This is a genomic window from Variovorax sp. P1_H2, from assembly GCF_056405295.1.
Map to the genome: position 1 here is coordinate 1 of NZ_JBFUCJ010000020.1, position 16071 is coordinate 16071.

The 16071-nt window shown below is 67.2% G+C and carries 14 protein-coding genes and 1 pseudogene; 5 read left to right on the plus strand and 10 right to left on the minus strand.

The window, feature by feature from the left end:
* The 3 genes and pseudogenes from AC1D2E_RS09685 to AC1D2E_RS09695 form a co-directional block, all read right to left on the minus strand.
* Window positions 1–221, minus strand: a 221-nt coding sequence (locus AC1D2E_RS09685; protein WP_478197213.1) for a hypothetical protein, incomplete at its 3' end; no start/stop codon positions are given.
* A gap of 250 nt (window positions 222–471) precedes the next feature.
* Window positions 472–816 (minus strand): peptidoglycan recognition protein family protein, encoded by a 345-nt coding sequence (locus tag AC1D2E_RS09690; protein WP_478197214.1) that lies wholly within the window; start codon window positions 814–816, stop codon window positions 472–474.
* Between the two features lie 116 nt (window positions 817–932).
* A pseudogene (locus AC1D2E_RS09695) lies at window positions 933–1412 on the minus strand (Hcp family type VI secretion system effector); the annotation flags it as partial.
* A 577-nt stretch (window positions 1413–1989) separates the two neighbouring features.
* On the opposite strand from AC1D2E_RS09695, the gene AC1D2E_RS09700 reads away from it, so the two are divergent.
* Complete coding sequence (locus AC1D2E_RS09700; protein ID WP_478197215.1) at window positions 1990–4236, plus strand: PhoX family protein; 2247 nt, start codon at window positions 1990–1992, stop codon at window positions 4234–4236.
* A gap of 18 nt (window positions 4237–4254) precedes the next feature.
* Here the strand turns inward: AC1D2E_RS09700 and AC1D2E_RS09705 are convergent, their stop codons facing one another.
* Genes AC1D2E_RS09705 through mfd form a run of 4 tightly spaced genes read right to left on the minus strand, consistent with a single transcriptional unit; the run spans window position 4255 to window position 10380 of the window.
* Window positions 4255–5496, minus strand: coding sequence for a cystathionine gamma-synthase family protein (locus AC1D2E_RS09705; RefSeq protein ID WP_478197264.1), 1242 nt, complete (start codon window positions 5494–5496; stop codon window positions 4255–4257).
* A gap of 5 nt (window positions 5497–5501) precedes the next feature.
* Window positions 5502–6221 (minus strand): phosphoserine phosphatase SerB, encoded by a 720-nt coding sequence (gene serB, locus AC1D2E_RS09710; RefSeq protein ID WP_478197216.1) that lies wholly within the window; start codon window positions 6219–6221, stop codon window positions 5502–5504.
* On the minus strand, window positions 6218–6841 hold the full coding sequence (locus AC1D2E_RS09715; RefSeq protein ID WP_478197217.1) for a hypothetical protein: 624 nt from the start codon (window positions 6839–6841) through the stop codon (window positions 6218–6220). The genes serB and AC1D2E_RS09715 overlap by 4 nt, the downstream gene beginning before the upstream one ends.
* A gap of 53 nt (window positions 6842–6894) precedes the next feature.
* On the minus strand, window positions 6895–10380 hold the full coding sequence (gene mfd / locus AC1D2E_RS09720; protein WP_478197218.1) for a transcription-repair coupling factor: 3486 nt from the start codon (window positions 10378–10380) through the stop codon (window positions 6895–6897).
* Between the two features lie 106 nt (window positions 10381–10486).
* Between mfd and ispD the strand changes: the two genes are divergently transcribed.
* Together ispD and ispF are read left to right on the plus strand one after the other, a co-directional pair.
* The gene (gene ispD / locus AC1D2E_RS09725; protein ID WP_478176838.1) at window positions 10487–11197 is read left to right on the plus strand and encodes a 2-C-methyl-D-erythritol 4-phosphate cytidylyltransferase; all 711 of its coding nucleotides are present in this window, start codon (window positions 10487–10489) and stop codon (window positions 11195–11197) included.
* Window positions 11194–11679 (plus strand): 2-C-methyl-D-erythritol 2,4-cyclodiphosphate synthase, encoded by a 486-nt coding sequence (ispF, locus tag AC1D2E_RS09730; RefSeq protein WP_478197219.1) that lies wholly within the window; start codon window positions 11194–11196, stop codon window positions 11677–11679. Before ispD ends, ispF begins: the two co-directional genes overlap by 4 nt.
* Window positions 11680–11695: 16 nt before the next feature.
* Here ispF and AC1D2E_RS09735 read toward each other — a convergent pair whose 3' ends face one another.
* Entirely contained in the window at window positions 11696–13132 is a 1437-nt protein-coding gene (locus AC1D2E_RS09735) for an ATP-binding protein (protein ID WP_478197265.1), read from the minus strand.
* 71 nt (window positions 13133–13203) lie between these two features.
* The gene (gene ompR / locus AC1D2E_RS09740; RefSeq protein WP_028250078.1) at window positions 13204–13935 is read right to left on the minus strand and encodes an osmolarity response regulator transcription factor OmpR; all 732 of its coding nucleotides are present in this window, start codon (window positions 13933–13935) and stop codon (window positions 13204–13206) included.
* Between the two features lie 172 nt (window positions 13936–14107).
* On the opposite strand from ompR, the gene AC1D2E_RS09745 reads away from it, so the two are divergent.
* Both AC1D2E_RS09745 and AC1D2E_RS09750 read left to right on the plus strand, forming a co-directional pair.
* Window positions 14108–14410 carry a hypothetical protein gene (locus tag AC1D2E_RS09745; protein ID WP_478197220.1) on the plus strand — a complete coding sequence of 101 codons (303 nt, stop codon included), beginning with the start codon at window positions 14108–14110 and terminating at the stop codon, window positions 14408–14410.
* 66 nt (window positions 14411–14476) lie between these two features.
* The gene (locus tag AC1D2E_RS09750; RefSeq protein WP_478176517.1) at window positions 14477–15166 is read left to right on the plus strand and encodes an SIMPL domain-containing protein; all 690 of its coding nucleotides are present in this window, start codon (window positions 14477–14479) and stop codon (window positions 15164–15166) included.
* 52 nt (window positions 15167–15218) lie between these two features.
* Here AC1D2E_RS09750 and AC1D2E_RS09755 read toward each other — a convergent pair whose 3' ends face one another.
* Window positions 15219–15989 carry a 3-hydroxybutyrate dehydrogenase gene (locus AC1D2E_RS09755; RefSeq protein ID WP_478197221.1) on the minus strand — a complete coding sequence of 257 codons (771 nt, stop codon included), beginning with the start codon at window positions 15987–15989 and terminating at the stop codon, window positions 15219–15221.
* Window positions 15990–16071 lie beyond the last annotated feature (82 nt).

The following is a 16071-nucleotide window of genomic DNA, read 5'->3' on the forward strand; positions in this document are numbered from 1 at the left end:
GTTATAGTCCAGCTTGCTTTTCCAAAATCATCAAATACGATGATTCCGGCTGCATAGCACGGTGTGTAGCGATCGCGCCCTCCATAAGATCGAGGAACTGAATAAGCTCGTCCAAAGTATCTTTTGATTTGATTGGCGGTTGGCTTGAATAATTTGCATTCCTTTTGCGTGCGCTCGTCGACGTTCATTGTCGCGCCGGATTCCAAAATGGTGACTTCCAAGATGTTTCTGGAATGCGCCGAAAATGATGTAGCCAAGACAATGAAAAAAATGATTGGTGCAATGGGAGGTTGGGCTACCATTTTGCAGTTCTCGCTTCGGTCTTGTTCTTTCTTCCAATGTCGGGATGTCGAAAGACTTCTTGCATTGAAACATTCAATGTTTCCGAGAGTTGCCTTACCAACCATCGAAGAGAGTCATTTTGAGCACCACTCACCGCTTCGTATACCTCTTTTCCGTCAGGGCCAACTCCTACTCCCACGATTTCGATGCCAATGAGTCGACGTTGGAGGGGTAGCGATCAGGCCATGATTTTCTAGCCTCGTTGCGATGAATCGCAATTGCTCTTTCTCTGTTTCCTTTGATGAGCTCAAGACTCCGCAATTTCTTCAGTTCGGTTGGCGTGCATTTTTTTGTGATGACACAGCGTGATTGCAGATAGCCCACATGATTGGTCACTCTGTGAAGCGATGCCGTTTGGTAGATTGTTCCATCCCGATCGATCAAGAAATGAGCGCCATTGGGCGTGCCATTCTGCGTATTGGCGTACGAGTTGAACGTGGCTTGAGCGGTGGCGGCATTGGTCTGATGAACCACAATTCCGTTGATGGCTCCCAAATCGCCTCGTTCGATAAGTGAAAAATCTTCACCTTGATTCGATCCGCGTACACGTGGCCGGCCTTTGTGATGTAAAGCGACATTGCTTCCTCTGAGGCCTMACGATTGTTTTGAATGTCGAAACTGGCGGCCACTGTGCCCCCGGAACCGCCTTGCTGGCTTTGGATGACGTATTCCTGTGCGAATCGTGCAAGAGATAGGCTGACTTCCTCCACGCCTGTCGGCATGGTGTCTTTGACAACTGGCGCAACTCCCGTCACGATGACATCTCCCATCGTGATCTTTAGATATTCGAGGGGGCTGCCGCCGGCCTTCCTGACCACGAGTGTGGCTGTGTCGATGTGCTTGCCTGTGAGGCAATACTTGAGGAGATTGGGGCTGGCCCGGTCAATGCGGTGATCGAAGCATAGGTCGCTGACGGTGGCCTTCCCGGCACCTCCGCCGCTTCCCGAGTGCATCGATGACTTTTGACGGATCGTCCATTCCCAACTCAGGACTTCGATCTCGTCTTTGTGCTTGCAGTCCTGCGATTCGCCAGCAATTCCGGCGAGCTTCAGAAAGATGTCCTGTTCCATGAAAGTCCTCCACTGAAAGGCGATGTGTGAAAGGGCAAGCGCTGGTAGCGCGGGCCCCCACGGACGCTACCGCATGGCCGTGCGCTTCCCGCCAGCGCGATGCGCTTCAAGACCTATCTCGTTGAATTTCGGACAAGTCTCGCGATAGCGAAATATTGCTTCTGCAGAATGCGCGGCGCATTCGCCTAAAACCTCGCGGAGCAGTTTGGGTGGGCGGCGTTCCTCTGGAGCACCTCACCGGCGCCAAGACGGTGGATGCCGACGTTTCCGCCAAGCGGGCGATCGAGAAATTCGTGGCCGTCGTGGCCGTCGTGCCCGGCGCCCCTTCTTCGCCGAGAAGCCGGATATCGCCACGCTGCGCCTGAGTTTCGCGACCGCCAATGTTGAAGATCCGCGAAGGCATTGCGCGGCTCGGCGCTCCAGGCTTTCGCGCGGCGGTGCGGGCCAAAGTGCTGTCACTCCAYTGTCACTCCACTGTCACTCCACTGACACACCACTTTCGTCGCGGCGTCATCCGTCGTGCCTACCTTCGTGCGTCGATCTCCCGATCTTCAAACGCACGAAAGAAGCACACCGAATGACCACGAAACGCCCGTCCGAAGTCCTGTCGATCGACCTGGACGACATCGGCTACAACAAGACCTCGAATCCTTCCTTCAGCGATCTGGTCGAGGCCCGCCTGAGCCGCCGCAACCTGTTCGGACTCGGCGTCGGCAGTGCCAGCGTCGCGCTGTTGCAGGCCTGCGGTGGCGGCAGCAGCAACGGCTTCATTCCTGTCGCCGCCTCGGCACCGGCGCCTGCCCCGGCACCCGCGCCGGCGCCTGCCCCGGCTGCCGCCAAGCTCGGTTTCACCGCCGTGCCGAAGAGCCTGGACGATGTGGTCTCGGTGCCCGCCGGCTACACGGCCAGCGTGCTGTACCGACTCGGCGACCCGATCGCGACCGGCGTGCCGGCTTACCTCAACGACGGCACCGATGTGCCCGCCAGCTATGACCGTCGGGCCGGCGACCACCACGACGGCATGACCTTCTTCGGCATCGACGCCTCGAACAAGTGGGACCCGGCCGCCGCGGCCCGCGGCCTGCTCGCGATGAACCACGAAGCCATCACGGCGCTGTTCCTGCACCCCACCGGCCAGACCATCGTCGGCACCGGCAACGCGGCCGTGCGCAGCGTCGCCGCCGAGGTGCAACGCGAATTCTTCGTCCACGGCGTGAGCGTGATCGAAGTCGCCAAGAGCGGGACCGCCTGGAACTACAAGCAGGATTCGGGCTTCAACCGCCGCATCCACACGCTGACCGAGATGCAGTTCTCCGGCCCGGCGGCAAGGGCCGACTACCTGAAGACCAAGTTCTCGATCGACGGCAGCAAGACCCGCGGCACGGTCAACAACTGCGCCAACGGCACCACGCCCTGGGGCACCTACCTCACCTGCGAGGAAAACTGGGCGGGCTACTTCCGCCGCATCGTGGCCACCGACAACCCCAACCGCAGCGCGAAGGAGATCGCGGCCTTCGCACGCTACGGCGTTGCCGGCACCGGTCGCGAACTCTGGGCCACCGTCACGCCCGACACCGGCGACAACCTCTATGGCCGCTGGAACACGGAGGTGGTCAGCGGCGCCGCCAGTGCCGTGGACGACTACCGCAACGGCGCCAATACCTATGGCTGGGTGGTGGAGATCGACCCCTTCACGCCCGCCAGCACGCCGAAGAAGCGCACCGCGCTGGGCCGCTTCGGCCACGAGGGCGCCTGCCTCGGCCCGGTCGTGGTCGGCAAGCCGCTGGTCTGGTACATGGGCGACGACGCGCAGAACGAGTACATCTACAAGTTCGTCTCGACCAAGGCGTGGAACGCGGCCGACATCAACGGCGGCATCGCCGCCGGCGACAAGTACATGGACGACGGCAAACTCTACGTCGCGCGCTTCAATGCCGACGGCACGGGCAACTGGCTCGAACTCGCGCTGGGCGTCAACGGCATCACGGCCGGAAACCCGGCGTACGCCTTCGCCGATGCCGCGGACGTGCTGATCAACGTTCGCCTCGCGGCAGACGCGGCCGGCGCGACCAAGATGGACCGGCCGGAGTGGACCGCCGTCAATCCGAAGAACGGCGAGGTGTATGTGACCCTCACCAACAACACGGCGCGACCCGTCGGCGGCACCGATGCTGCCAACCCGCGCTCGTACAACGATCCCAAGGGCCCGACCCAGACCGCGCAGAAGGGCAATCCGAACGGCCACGTCGTGCGCTTCGCGGATGCCGGCGGCAACCCGGCCGCGACGACCTTCAAGTGGGACGTCTATCTGTTCGGCGCGCGCTCCACGGCATCGGCCGACGTCAACCTGTCGAGCCTGGTTGCAGACAACGACTTCTCGAGCCCGGACGGCATGTGGTTCAGCTCGGCAACCGCCGGCCTGCTCTGGCTCGAGACCGACGACAGCAAGTACACCGACGTGACCAACTGCATGATGCTGGCCGCCCTGCCGGGCCAGGTCGGCGATGGCGGCGCGAAGACGATCACCAATGTCGACGGCGCGACCAGTGCCACGCAGCCGACCCTGGTCGGCAAGGCACCGGGCACGGACGGCCTGCGCCGCTTCCTCGTCGGCCCGAAGGATTGCGAGATCACCGGCATTGCCGAGTCCGGCGACGGCCGCGCGCTGTTCGTGAACATCCAGCACCCGGGCGAGACCACGCCGGCCGCCAACATCGGCGACCCCACCAAGTTCGGCAGTCACTGGCCCGGGGGCGGCACGGCGCGTCCGCGCTCGGCGACGGTGGTGATCACCAGGGACGATGGCGGCCTGATCGGGCTCTGACGCGAAGCGGCCCCGGGGTCAGGCGATGGCCTGCCCGAAGTCGGCGATGAGTTCGTCTGCCGACTCCAACCCCACCGAGACCCGGACCAGCCCGTCGGCGATCCCCATCTCGGCGCGCACCACGGGGCCCGCTTCCCAGTAGATCGTCGGCGCCACCGGAATCACCAGCGTCCGGTTGTCGCCCAGCCCGGTGGCCTTGATGGCCAGCTGCAGGCGGTCGAGCGCCGCCATCATCCGCGTGCTGTCGCGCAGCTCGAAGGCCAGCAGCCACGAGCCGGCCCTGAACAGCTTCAGGGCCAGCGCATGCTGCGGATGGCTTTCCAGCATCGGGTAGTGCACCCTGGCGACCGCTTCATGGGCTTCGAGAAAGCGCGCCAGCGCCAGCGCCGTCGCGCTGGTCTGCGCCACCCGCAGCGCCAGCGTCTCGGCCCCCAGGCTGATTCGATGCGCCTGTTCGGGTGCCAGCGTGCCGCCCATTTCGCGCAGCCCCTTCTTGCGGATCTGCTGCAGGCCCCACTGGCGCGGGTCGAGGCCGCGATAGCTGGCGGCGATGTTGGGGTAGCCCTGCCAGTCGAACTCGCCGGTGTCGGTGACCGCGCCGCCGAGCGCCGCGCCGTGGCCGGCGATGGTCTTGGTCAGCGAATTCACGACCAGCCCGGCGCCGACGCTCTTCGGCCGGAAGAGGGCGGGGGAGGTGATCGTGTTGTCGACCACGTAGAGCAGCCCGCGCTCGCGGCACAGGGCGCCGATCGCCTCCAGGTCGGGGACCTGGGTGCCGGGGTTGGCGATGGTCTCGACGAACACCATGCGCGTCTGCGGCCGCAGGGCGTCGCGCACGCGGTCGACCGAGCCCGCATCGACCTTGTCGACCGACACGCCCAGCCCGGCCAGCGTGCCGAACAGGCTGTTGGTGTTGCCGAAGACGAAATGGCTCGAGACGACGTGGTCGCCGGCGCGCAGCAGCGTGAGGAAGACCGCGCTCAGCGCCGCCATGCCGCTGGCGAAGCAGATGCTGCCGAGGCCCTGTTCGAGCTGCGTCACCTTGGCCTCGAGCGCGGCCGTGGTCGGCGTGCCCTGGCGGGCATAGCTGAAGCTGTTCTTGAGCGTGCCCTGGAAAACGCCGATCAGGTCTTCGGTGCGCTCGTAGCCGTACTGCACCGAGGTGTGGATCGGCTTGTGGATCGCGCCGTGCTCGACGCCGCCGCGGCGGTCGCCGTGCAAGGTCGCGGAGGTGGGCGGCGGGCGCTGGTCGTCGGCCATGCGGCTCACCGGAGCACTTCGAGCAGGCGGTCGAGGCCGCCTTCGTTGATCGCCACCATCGCCTGTTCGCGCACCAACGGCTTGGCGTGGAAGGCCACCGAGAGGCCGGCTTCGCCCATCATCGGCAGGTCGTTGGCACCGTCGCCGACGGCGATCGTCTCGGCCGCCGAGATGCCGAGCAGCGAGGCCACCTCGAGCAGGGTGCGGCGCTTCTCGGCGCCATCGCAGATGTCGCCCCAGGACTGCTGCACGACCTCGCCGGTGAGCAGACCGTCGGCTTCGTCGAGCAGGTTGGAGCGCGCGAAATCGATGCCCAGCCGATCCTTCACGCGGTTGGCGAAGAAGGTGAATCCGCCCGACACCAGCAGCACCCGCAGCCCCGCCGCCTTGCAGGCCGTGACCAGTCGCTCGGCCCCCGGGTTGAGCTGCAGGCGCTGGTCGTAGACCTGCTGCAGGGCCGCCACCGGAACACCCTTCAGCAGCGCCACGCGCCGCCGCAGGCTTTCCTTGAAGTCCTTGATCTCGCCGCGCATCGTGGCCTCGGTGATGGCCGCGACCTCTGCCTTCTTGCCGACGGCATCGGCGATCTCGTCGATGCACTCGATGTTGATCAGGGTCGAGTCCATGTCGAACGCGATCAGCTTGAAGTCGGCGAGGGCGAGCGGCGGCGTGAAGCGCTGGATCGAGAGGCCAGGCAGCAGGGAAGGGGCGGAGGCGGGATTCATGTTCGGGAGAGATAGTGTCGGTCGGACCAGGTCGCGAGCCATTCGGGGCGGTAGGCGACGAACACCGCCGCCAGCATGCCGGTGACGATGCCGTCGCTCCAGGCCATGAGCCACAGCGCGACGTTGGAGGCCATGGTATCGATCATCGCCGGCGAAGCCGACAGGGTCTGTTGCCAGAGCCAGGCCGCCGCGAAGGCGCACAGCAAGGTGCCCATGAAGGCGCGCACGAGGATGTAGACGAAGGGATTGCGCGGCAGCCAGCGGCGCACCGCCCAGCCGGTCGCCAACGCCAAGGTCGCGGGCAAGACGCCCTGCCAGAAGGCCAGCAAGAGCATCTCGGCCGGCGCGAGCTTGCCGATGAGCCCGGCAAGCAGCGCCACCGCGAGCAGCACCGGCACCGCCAACGGCCAGCCCAGCATCAGCAGCACCAGGCAGGCGCCGGACCAGCGCAGCGAAAGCGGCATCGGCGTCAGTGCCGGCAGCGCCCACATCCAGGGCAGCAGCACCAGCGTGGCCAGCGCGGGCCCGAGCAGCCGTCCGGCAGCCAGCATGCGCCAGGGCCGCACCGACAGCGCCGCGGCCAGCGCGAGCACGAGGAGGGTGGTTTGCAGGAGTTGCATCGGCGGCCTGATCGAGTGCATCGAGGGGCGATCCATTCGCGCCGCTGCCGTGATCAGGCGGCCGCCGCCTCGTGCTGCTTGGGCTGCCCCAGCGAGCGCAGCACGTCGCGCACCATCTGCGCGCGCTCCTTGGGCTCCTTCAGCTCGCGCTCGATGCGCAGCTTCTCGTTGCCCGCGAGCTTGATGTGCTTGTTCTTCTGGATCAGGTGGATGATGTTCATCGAGTCGATCGGCGGGTCCTTCTTGAAGGTGATGTGGATCACCCCCGGCGCGGCATCGACCTTGATCACGCCATAGGGCCGCGCCAGCACGCGCAGCCGGTGCACGTCGATCAGCGTCTGCGCCTGCGGCGGCAGCTTGCCGAAGCGGTCGACGATCTCCTCGAGCAGGGTGTCGATCTGGTCCGGCGTCTTGGCGGTCGCCAGCTTCTTGTAGAAGGACAGCCGCAGGTGCACATCGCCGCAGTAGTCGTCGGGCAGCAGGGCCGGCGCATGCAGGTTGATCTCGGTCGTGACCGACAGCGGCGCCAGCAGGTCGGGCTCCTGCCCGGCCTTGAGCGAACGCACCGCCTCGGCCAGCATCTCGTTGTAGAGCTGGAAGCCGATCTCCATCATGTTGCCGCTCTGGTTCTCGCCCAGCACTTCGCCGGCACCGCGGATTTCCAGGTCGTGCATCGCGAGGTAGAAGCCGGAGCCCAGTTCTTCCATCTGCTGGATGGCATCGAGCCGCTGCGCCGCCTGCTTGGTCAGGCCATCGATGTCCGGCACCATCAGGTACGCATAGGCCTGGTGATGGCTGCGGCCGACCCGCCCGCGCAGCTGGTGCAGCTGCGCCAGGCCGAACTTGTCGGCGCGGCTCATCACGATGGTGTTGGCACTCGGCACGTCGATGCCGGTCTCGATGATGGTCGAGCACAGCAGCAGGTTGTAGCGCTGGGCCACGAAATCGCGCATCACGCGCTCGAGTTCGCGCTCGGGCATTTGGCCGTGCGCCACCGCGATGTGGGCCTCGGGCAGGATCTGCTCGAGCTTCTGGCGCCGGTTCTCGATGGTCTCGACCTCGTTGTGCAGGAAGTAGACCTGGCCGCCGCGCTTGAGCTCGCGCAGCACGGCTTCGCGAATGACGCCGGTGCCCTCGTTGCGCACGAAGGTCTTGATCGCCAGCCGCCGCTGCGGCGCGGTGGCGATCACGCTGAGGTCGCGCAGGCCCTCGAGCGCCATGCCCAGCGTGCGCGGGATCGGCGTGGCCGTCAGCGTCAGCACGTCGACCTCGGCGCGCATCGCCTTCATCGCCTCCTTGTGGCGGACGCCGAAACGATGCTCCTCGTCGATGATCAGGAGGCCCAGGTTCTTGAACTTGACCGATTGCGACAGCAGCTTGTGCGTGCCCACCACGATGTCCACGCCGCCGTCCGCCAGCCCCTTGGCTGCGGCGGTGATCTCCTTGGCGGAGCGGAAGCGGCTCATCTCGGCGACCTTCACCGGCCACTTGGCGAAGCGGTCGACCAGCGTCTGGTAGTGCTGCTCGGCCAGCAGCGTGGTCGGCGCCAGGAAGGCGACCTGCTTGCCGCCGGTGACCGCCACGAAGGCGGCGCGCAGCGCGACCTCGGTCTTGCCGAAGCCGACGTCGCCGCAGACCAGCCGGTCCATCGGCTGCGGCGAGATCATGTCCTGGATCACCGCGTGGATCGCGCCTTTCTGGTCGGCGGTCTCGTCGAAGCCGAAGTCGTTGGCGAAGACCTCGTAGTCGGCGGCCGAGAAGCGGAAGGCGTGGCCTTCGCGCGCCGCGCGGCGGGCATAGATGTTGAGCAGTTCGGCGGCCGAGTCGCGCACCTGCTCGGCGGCACGCCGCTTGGCCTTCTCCCACTGGCCCGAACCGAGCTTGTGCAGCGGCGCCTCGTCGGCGCTGACACCGGTGTAGCGGCTCACCAGGTGCAGTTGCGACACCGGCACGTAGAGCGTGGCCTTGTCGGCATATTCCAGGTGCAGCATCTCCTGCAGCAGGGGCTTGCCGTCGGTGTCCGTGCCCTGACCGAGGTCCATGTTGACCAGGCCGCGGTAGCGGCCGATGCCGTGCGCCGAATGCACCACCGGATCGCCGATCGCCAGTTCGCTCAGGTCCTTGATCAGGGCCTCGACGTCGCTGACCTGCTCCTGCTTCTTGTTGCGCCGGCGCGTGGCCGGCGCGGTCGCGAAGAGCTCGGTCTCGGTGACGAAGTCGATGCCTTGTTCGCGCCAGGCGAAGCCGGCCACCAGCGCCGCGGTGGCGATGCCGATCTTCTCGCCGGGCTGCGCCTCGAATTCGGCCAGCGAGTCGAAGGCGGGCGGACCGACGCCGCTGGCGCGCAGGAAGTCGAGCAGGCTCTCGCGCCGGCCGTTGCTCTCGGCGATCACGAGCACGCGGTGCGGCGTGCTGCGGATGTGCTCCTTGAGCTTGACCAGCGGGTCGTCGGCGCCGCGCACCACCGCGAAGGGCGGCAGGGTGTCGAACTCGGCGTAGGGCGGCGCATCGGCGGCGGCCTCGCCGCGGATCGCCAGCTGCGCGTGCGGCTTGGCCCGCTGGTAGAACTGCTCGGCATTCAGGAACAGCGCCTCGGGCGGCAGCGCCGGCCGCTCGGGGTCGCCCTGCACCAGCCGGAAGCGCTCGCCGGTGTCCTGCCAGAAATGCTGGAAGGCCGGCTCCAGGTCGCCGTGCAGCACCACCGTGGCATCGGACCCGAGGTAGTCGAAGACGGTCGCGGTCTCTTCGAAGAACAGCGGCAGGTAGTACTCGATGCCGGCGGTGGCGACGCCGTTGCCCATGTCCTTGTAGATCCGGCTGCGCGTCGGGTCGCCTTCGAGCAGCTCGCGCCAGCGGCTGCGAAAGCGCGCCCGCGCGTCGTCGTCCATCGGGAACTCGCGGCCCGGCAGCAGGCGCACTTCGGGCACCGGATAGAGGCTGCGCTGGGTGTCGGGGTCGAAGGTGCGGATCGAGTCGATCTCGTCGTCGAACAGGTCGACGCGGAAAGGCACCGGCGAGCCCATCGGGAACAGGTCGATCAGGCCGCCGCGCACCGCGTACTCGCCCGGGCTCACGACCTGCGTCACGTGGGTGTAACCGGCCAGCGTGAGCTGGGCCTTGAGCTTCGAATCCTGCAGCTTCTGGCCGCTCTTGAACTGGAAGGTGTAGCCGGCCAGGAAGGCCGGCGGCGCCAGCCGGTAGAGGGCGGTGGTGGCGGGGACCAGCACCACGTCGGCTTCCTTCTGGCTGATGCGCCAGAGCGTCGCGAGCCGTTCGCTGATCAAGTCCTGGTGTGGCGAGAAACTGTCGTAGGGCAGCGTTTCCCAATCGGGAAACAGCGCGCAGCGCAGTTCCGGCGCGAAGAACGCGATTTCATCGATCAGCCGCTGGGCGTCGTTGGCATCGGCCGTGAAGATCGCGGTCGCGCGGCCGGCCGCCTTCTCGCGCTCGGCCAGTTGCGCCAGCATCAGCGCGTCGGCCGACAGCGGGGGGCGCGGCAGCGTGAAGCGCTTGCCCGCCGTGAGTTGGGGGAGGTCCATGAGGTGCCCGGGAAATGCAGAACACCCCGCGCCGGTTGGCGAGGGGTGTGCGATAGGCCGATTCTAGAATGGCTCACCTTTTGCCGCTGGCCTTCGTCGCTCCTCCATGCCCGTTTCCCGTCTTTACGTCCTGATCCCTTGTGCGGGGTCCGGCAGCCGTGCCGGCAGCGCCGGCCCCAAGCAATACCGGCGCATCGCCGGCCGGCCGATGGTCGAGCACACGCTGGAGGCCTTTCGCGCGCTGACCGGAACCTTCGCCGGCCTGGCGCTCGCGGTGGCGCCCGACGATGCCGATGTCGGCATCGTGCTGCCGCGCTTCCCGGCCAAGGGCGAACACCTGCTGCGGGTCGGCGGCGCCAGCCGCGCCGCGACCGTGCGCAATGGCCTGCGCGCCTTGCGGCAGTTGGGCGCCGGCCCGCACGACTGGGTGCTGGTGCACGACGCCGCACGCTGCCTGGTCACGCCAAGCCAGATCGAGGCGCTGATCGCGGCCTGCGAGCACGACGCCGTCGGCGGCCTGCTGGCGCACCGGCTGGCGGATACGCTGAAGGTCGCCACGCCCGAGGGCCGGGTCGCGAGCAGCCCGACCCGCGCCGACAAGTGGCTGGCGCAGACGCCCCAGATGTTCCGCATCGGCATGCTGCTCGATGCGCTGGAGCGCAGCGGCGACGCCGTGACCGACGAGGCCAGCGCGATCGAGGCGATCGGCCTGGCGCCGCTGCTGGTGCCGGGCAGCGCGCAGAATTTCAAGCTCACCTATGCCGAGGATTTCGCGCTGGCCGAGGCGGTGCTTCGCAGCCGCAGGAGCGCGCCATGAGCGGCTGCTCCTTCCGCATCGGCGAGGGCTGGGACGTCCATCAGCTGGTCGCTGGCCGCAAGCTGATCCTCGGCGGCGTCGAGATCCCGCACAGCACCGGCCTGCTGGGCCACTCGGACGCCGACGTGCTGCTGCACGCCATCACCGATGCCTTGCTGGGCGCCGCCGCCCTGGGCGACATCGGCCGTCATTTCCCCGACACCGATCCGCAGTTCCGCGGCGCCGATTCGTCGGTGCTGCTGGCCGAGGCGGCGCGCCGCGTGCGGGCTGCGGGCTGGCAGATCGGCAATGTCGACAGCACCGTGATCGCGCAGGCGCCGAAGCTCGCGCCGCACATCCCGGCGATGTGCCGGGGTGTCGCCGCGGCGCTGGCCGTCGCGGTCGAGCAGGTCAACGTCAAGGCCAAGACCGCCGAGAAGCTGGGCCCGGTGGGCGAGGGCAGGGCGATGGAAGCGCGTGCCGTCGTCCTGTTGTACCGTTAGTTGGGCCGGCAGCCTCTCAGCTCTTGTTGTTCGGCGCTGCCGCGGGCGACGGCTTGTCCTTGGCCGCCGCGGCGTCGGGCTTGACCGAGGCCGCGCGCGGCATCCGGATGTGCGCCGCCAGGCCGCGCCCCGGCGTGCTGGTGAGCGCGAAGGTGCCGCCCATGCGCTCGATGTTCTTGGTCACGATCGACAGCCCGAGGCCGGCGCCGGCCGCCGAGGTGCGCGCGACGTCGCCGCGGAAGAAGGGCTTGCTCAGCTGCGACAGCATCGCCGGCGCAACGCCGGCGCCGTGGTCGCGCACCTTGATCAGCACCGCGTCGTTATGGGCCTGGGCCTGGATCGTGATGTCGGCCACGCCGGTGGAGGGCGTCTTGCCGTAGCGGCGCGCGTTCTCGACCAGGTTGGAGATCACCCGCTGCAGTTCGACCTCGTCGGCCATCACCCGCAGGTCGCCCGGCACGTCGACCGTGATCTTGATGTCCTCGTGGTCCTGGACCGCGTAGGTGCAGGCGTCGATCACGTCGCGCAGCAGCACCGGCTTGAACTCGACATGGTCGGGCCGCGCATAGTCGAGGAACTTGTCGATGATGGCGTCGAGCTGCGCGATGTCGGCCGCCATGTGGTCGCGCGCGTCCTCGTCGGCGACGCTCATCTCGGTTTCCAGGCGCAGCCGCGCCAGCGGCGTGCGCAGGTCGTGCGAGATGCCGGCCAGCATCACGGCACGGTCCTGCTCGATCTTGGCGAGCTGGTCGGCCATCCGGTTGAAGCCCACGTTGACCGCCCGGATCTCGTTGGTGCGGGCCCGTTCGTCGAGCCGGTGCGCCTCGTACTCGCCCTCGCGCACCTGCAGCGTGGCCTGCGACAGCTGCTTCAACGGCCGGTTGATCAGCCGGGTGATCAGTGCCGCGCCGGCCAGCGACAGCGCCATCGTGGTGGCCAGCCAGATCATCCAGGTGCGGCGGTCCAGGCGGCTGAAGCGGGTCGGGTCGACCAGCAGCCAGTAGGTGTCGCTCTCGATGGTGAAGCCGACCCAGAGGCCGGGCTCGTCGTTGACCCGGCTCGCCACGGTGGTGCCCTCGCCGAGCCGCGCGATCAGTTCCTCGGTCACGCGCTGGTCGAGCGCGCCGCTGGTGTAGGGCGTGAAGCGGTCGCCGGGCTCGCGCGGCAGGATGCGCACGCCTTCCTGGTCGGCCAGCGTCTTGATCAGCGAGACCCGGGTGATGGCGTCGGAATAGACCAGCGCCGCTCGCGTCAGGTTCACCAGCGAAGCGATCTGGTGCGCCGTCTGGATGGCGCGTGGCTCGTACTCGAGCGCGCGGAAGGTCTGCAGCCAGGCCACCGTACAGCCGACCAGCAGCAGCACCAGCAGGAAGAAGGTGCGCCAGAAGAGGCTGAGGCCCAGGTGCAGCCGCTTCCTGCGGCGGCGCGAGATGCTCCCGAGCGGGCTCGGCAGCGTCCCCTGGGTGCTGTCCTCGAGCGGGCTGGGCTGGRTGGTCTGGGGGCCGATGCCTGCGGCCACGAGCTTCAGGTCGTGCCGTCCGGCACGAACACGTAGCCGACGCCCCAGACCGTCTGGATGTAGCGCGGCGCTGCAGCGTCGGATTCGACCAGCTTGCGCAGGCGCGAGATCTGCACGTCCAGGCTGCGGTCGAAGGGTTCGAACTCGCGGCCGCGTGCAAGTTGCGCCAGCTTTTCGCGCGACAGCGGCTGCCTCGGGTGGCGCACCAGCGCCTTCAGCATGGCGAACTCGCCGGTGGTCAGCGAGAGTTCCTCGCCGTCCTTCTTGAGCGTGCGCGAGCCGAGGTCGAAGCTGAAGGGGCCGAAATTAACGGTCTCGTTGTCGGTCGACGGCGCACCGGGCGCCTCCAGCGGTGGGCGACGGCGCAGCACCGCGTGCACGCGGGCCAGCAGTTCGCGCGGGTTGAAGGGCTTGCCCAGGTAGTCGTCGGCGCCGACCTCGAGCCCGACAATGCGGTCGACGTCCTCGCCCTTGGCGGTCAGCATGATGATCGGCGTGCGGTCGTTGGCGGCGCGCAGCCGGCGGCACACCGAGAGGCCGTCCTCGCCGGGCATCATGAGGTCGAGCACGATCAGGTCGACCGTGTCGCGAAGCAGGATGCGGTTGAGCGCCTTGCCGTCTTCCGCCACGATGACCTCGAATCCTTCCTGGGTCAGGTAGCGGCGCAGCAGGTCGCGAATGCGTGCGTCGTCATCGACGATCACGATCTTGTCTGTGCGAGCGGGAGCTTGATTCATTTTCACAACGCCGAATTTGTAACAACGCCAATTCTGAAGCCGTTGACGCGTCATTGGCCGGCTTTGGCCTAGGTGTTGACACTAAGTTACAAAACTTGCGGCCGCTATCGGGTGGGACGCCAGCGCCTTGCAAGGCGATGGCACAGTGACCTCGTCGTCACTTTTTGCCGCCATGAAATCCACCGTCATCATGTTGTCATTGCTGGCTGCCGTCGCGGGCATGTCGGCCTGGGCCGGGTCCGCCGGGATGCTGTCGGCGAACGGCGCGCCCCGCGTCGACGCCCGGGAAGCCAGCGGCGGCGGTGGCCGGCGCCTGACGCCGGCCGAGCTCGCCCAGCTGCGACAGCAGGTGCGGCAGCAGTGGGCGCCGGGGCAGGATGGCGTGCGTTCGGCAGAATCGCAGCCGGCGCAGCGCATGATGCCGGACGCGTCGTCCCGGGGCGCACTGACCGCCCCGCGCAGCCGGCGGCCCTGAGCCCCGGCCCGCGGGGGCCCTTTCTTTTTCTTCCGAGGATGTGCTGATTTGAACAATGCCAAATGGATGGCGGCCTGTGCCGTCTTGGTGGGCGCGGGCACTGCCGCGGCCCAGTCCGTGACCCTCGCACCGCCGCAGAACGTGCTTCAGCTGTCGGCCAACTCGACGGTCGAGGTCCAGCAGGACTTGCTGACCATGGCCCTCAGCACCACCCGGGAGGCCGCAGACGCGGCCACTGTGCAGACCCAGCTGCGGACCGCGCTCGATGCCGCGCTGGCCGAAGCGCGCAAGAGCGCCCAGCCCGGCCAGCTCGATGTGCGCACCGGCAACTTCAACCTTGCGCCGCGCTACAGCCGCGAGGGCAAGATGACCGGCTGGCGCGGCACCGCGTCGTTGGTCCTCGAAGGGCGCGACTTCCCGCGCATCACGCAGACCGCGGCCCGCATCGGCACGCTGTCCATCGCCAACATCGGCTTCGGCCTGAGCCGAGAGCAGCAGGCCAAGACCGAGACCGAGGCTCAGGCCGCGGCGATCGAGAACTTCAAGCAGCGCGCCGACGAACTGGCCAAGGGATTCGGCTTCGGCGGCTACACGCTGCGTGAAGTTTCCGTCAATGCCCACCTGGGCGGCCCGGTGCAGCCGCGCATGATGGCCATGGAGGCGATGGCGAAATCGGCTTCCGATGCGTCGGTGCCGATCGAGGCCGGCAAGGCCAACGTGGTGGTCAACGTCTCGGGCTCGGTGCAGCTCAAGTAGCAAATAGCAGACCGGCGGCAGGGCCCGGGGCGCGCCGGGCCGGAGCTTGCTCCTACTGTGCGGTCCAGCCGCCGTCCACCTGCCAGGCCACGCCGCGCACCTGGTCGGCGGCCGGCGAGCACAGGAACACCGCCAGCCCGGCGAGTTGTTCCACCGTTGTGAATTGCAGCGAGGGTTGCTTTTCTCCCAGCAGTTCGTTCTGCGCCTGCGCCAGCGAGATGCCTTCGCGGGCCGAGCGGTCGTCGATCTGCTTCTGCACCAGTGCGGTCAGCACCCAGCCCGGGCAGATCGCATTGCTGGTGATTCCCGTGGTGGCGGTTTCGAGCGCCACCGACTTGGTGAAGCCGACGATCCCGTGCTTGGCCGCCACGTAGGCCGACTTCTGCGCCGAAGCCACCAGGCCATGCGCCGATGCGATGTTGATGATGCGGCCCCAGTTGGCTTCGCGCATGGCCGGCACGGCGAGCCGGGTGGTGTGGAAGGCGCTCGTGAGGTTGATCGCGATCACCGCGTCCCAGCGCTCCACCGGGAAGTCCTCGACCTTCGCGACATGCTGGATGCCGGCATTGTTGACCAGCACGTCGACGCGGCCGAAGCGGTCGGCGGCGAACTTCATCATGTCCTCGATGTCGGCCGCGCGGCTCATGTCGGCACCGTGGTGCTCGACCTTCACGCCGAGCGAGGCGATCTCGGCCTTCGGGCTCTCCGAGTCGCCGAAGCCGTTGAGAACGATGCTGGCCCCCTGACCGGCCAGGGCTTTTGCGATGCCGAGCCCGATGCCACTGGTGGACCCCGTGACAAGCGCGGTTTTGCCTTTGAGCATGATGACGATCTCCGAATGAATTAGGATGCAACGAGCCCATTATCTTCATCGAGATCCCGCCTTTTCCATGATCGAGCCCGCC

Bases quoted from the DNA above. Each gene is read 5' to 3' on its own strand.
- AC1D2E_RS09700 (WP_478197215.1), top strand. From the start codon at position 1,990: ATGACCACGAAACGCCCGTCCGAAGTCCTGTCGATCGACCTGGACGAC.
- AC1D2E_RS09705 (WP_478197264.1), bottom strand. From the start codon at position 5,496: ATGGCCGACGACCAGCGCCCGCCGCCCACCTCCGCGACCTTGCACGGC.
- serB (WP_478197216.1), bottom strand. From the start codon at position 6,221: ATGAATCCCGCCTCCGCCCCTTCCCTGCTGCCTGGCCTCTCGATCCAG.
- AC1D2E_RS09715 (WP_478197217.1), bottom strand. From the start codon at position 6,841: ATGCAACTCCTGCAAACCACCCTCCTCGTGCTCGCGCTGGCCGCGGCG.
- mfd (WP_478197218.1), bottom strand. From the start codon at position 10,380: ATGGACCTCCCCCAACTCACGGCGGGCAAGCGCTTCACGCTGCCGCGC.
- ispD (WP_478176838.1), top strand. From the start codon at position 10,487: ATGCCCGTTTCCCGTCTTTACGTCCTGATCCCTTGTGCGGGGTCCGGC.
- ispF (WP_478197219.1), top strand. From the start codon at position 11,194: ATGAGCGGCTGCTCCTTCCGCATCGGCGAGGGCTGGGACGTCCATCAG.
- ompR (WP_028250078.1), bottom strand. From the start codon at position 13,935: ATGAATCAAGCTCCCGCTCGCACAGACAAGATCGTGATCGTCGATGAC.
- AC1D2E_RS09745 (WP_478197220.1), top strand. From the start codon at position 14,108: ATGAAATCCACCGTCATCATGTTGTCATTGCTGGCTGCCGTCGCGGGC.
- AC1D2E_RS09750 (WP_478176517.1), top strand. From the start codon at position 14,477: ATGGCGGCCTGTGCCGTCTTGGTGGGCGCGGGCACTGCCGCGGCCCAG.
- AC1D2E_RS09755 (WP_478197221.1), bottom strand. From the start codon at position 15,989: ATGCTCAAAGGCAAAACCGCGCTTGTCACGGGGTCCACCAGTGGCATC.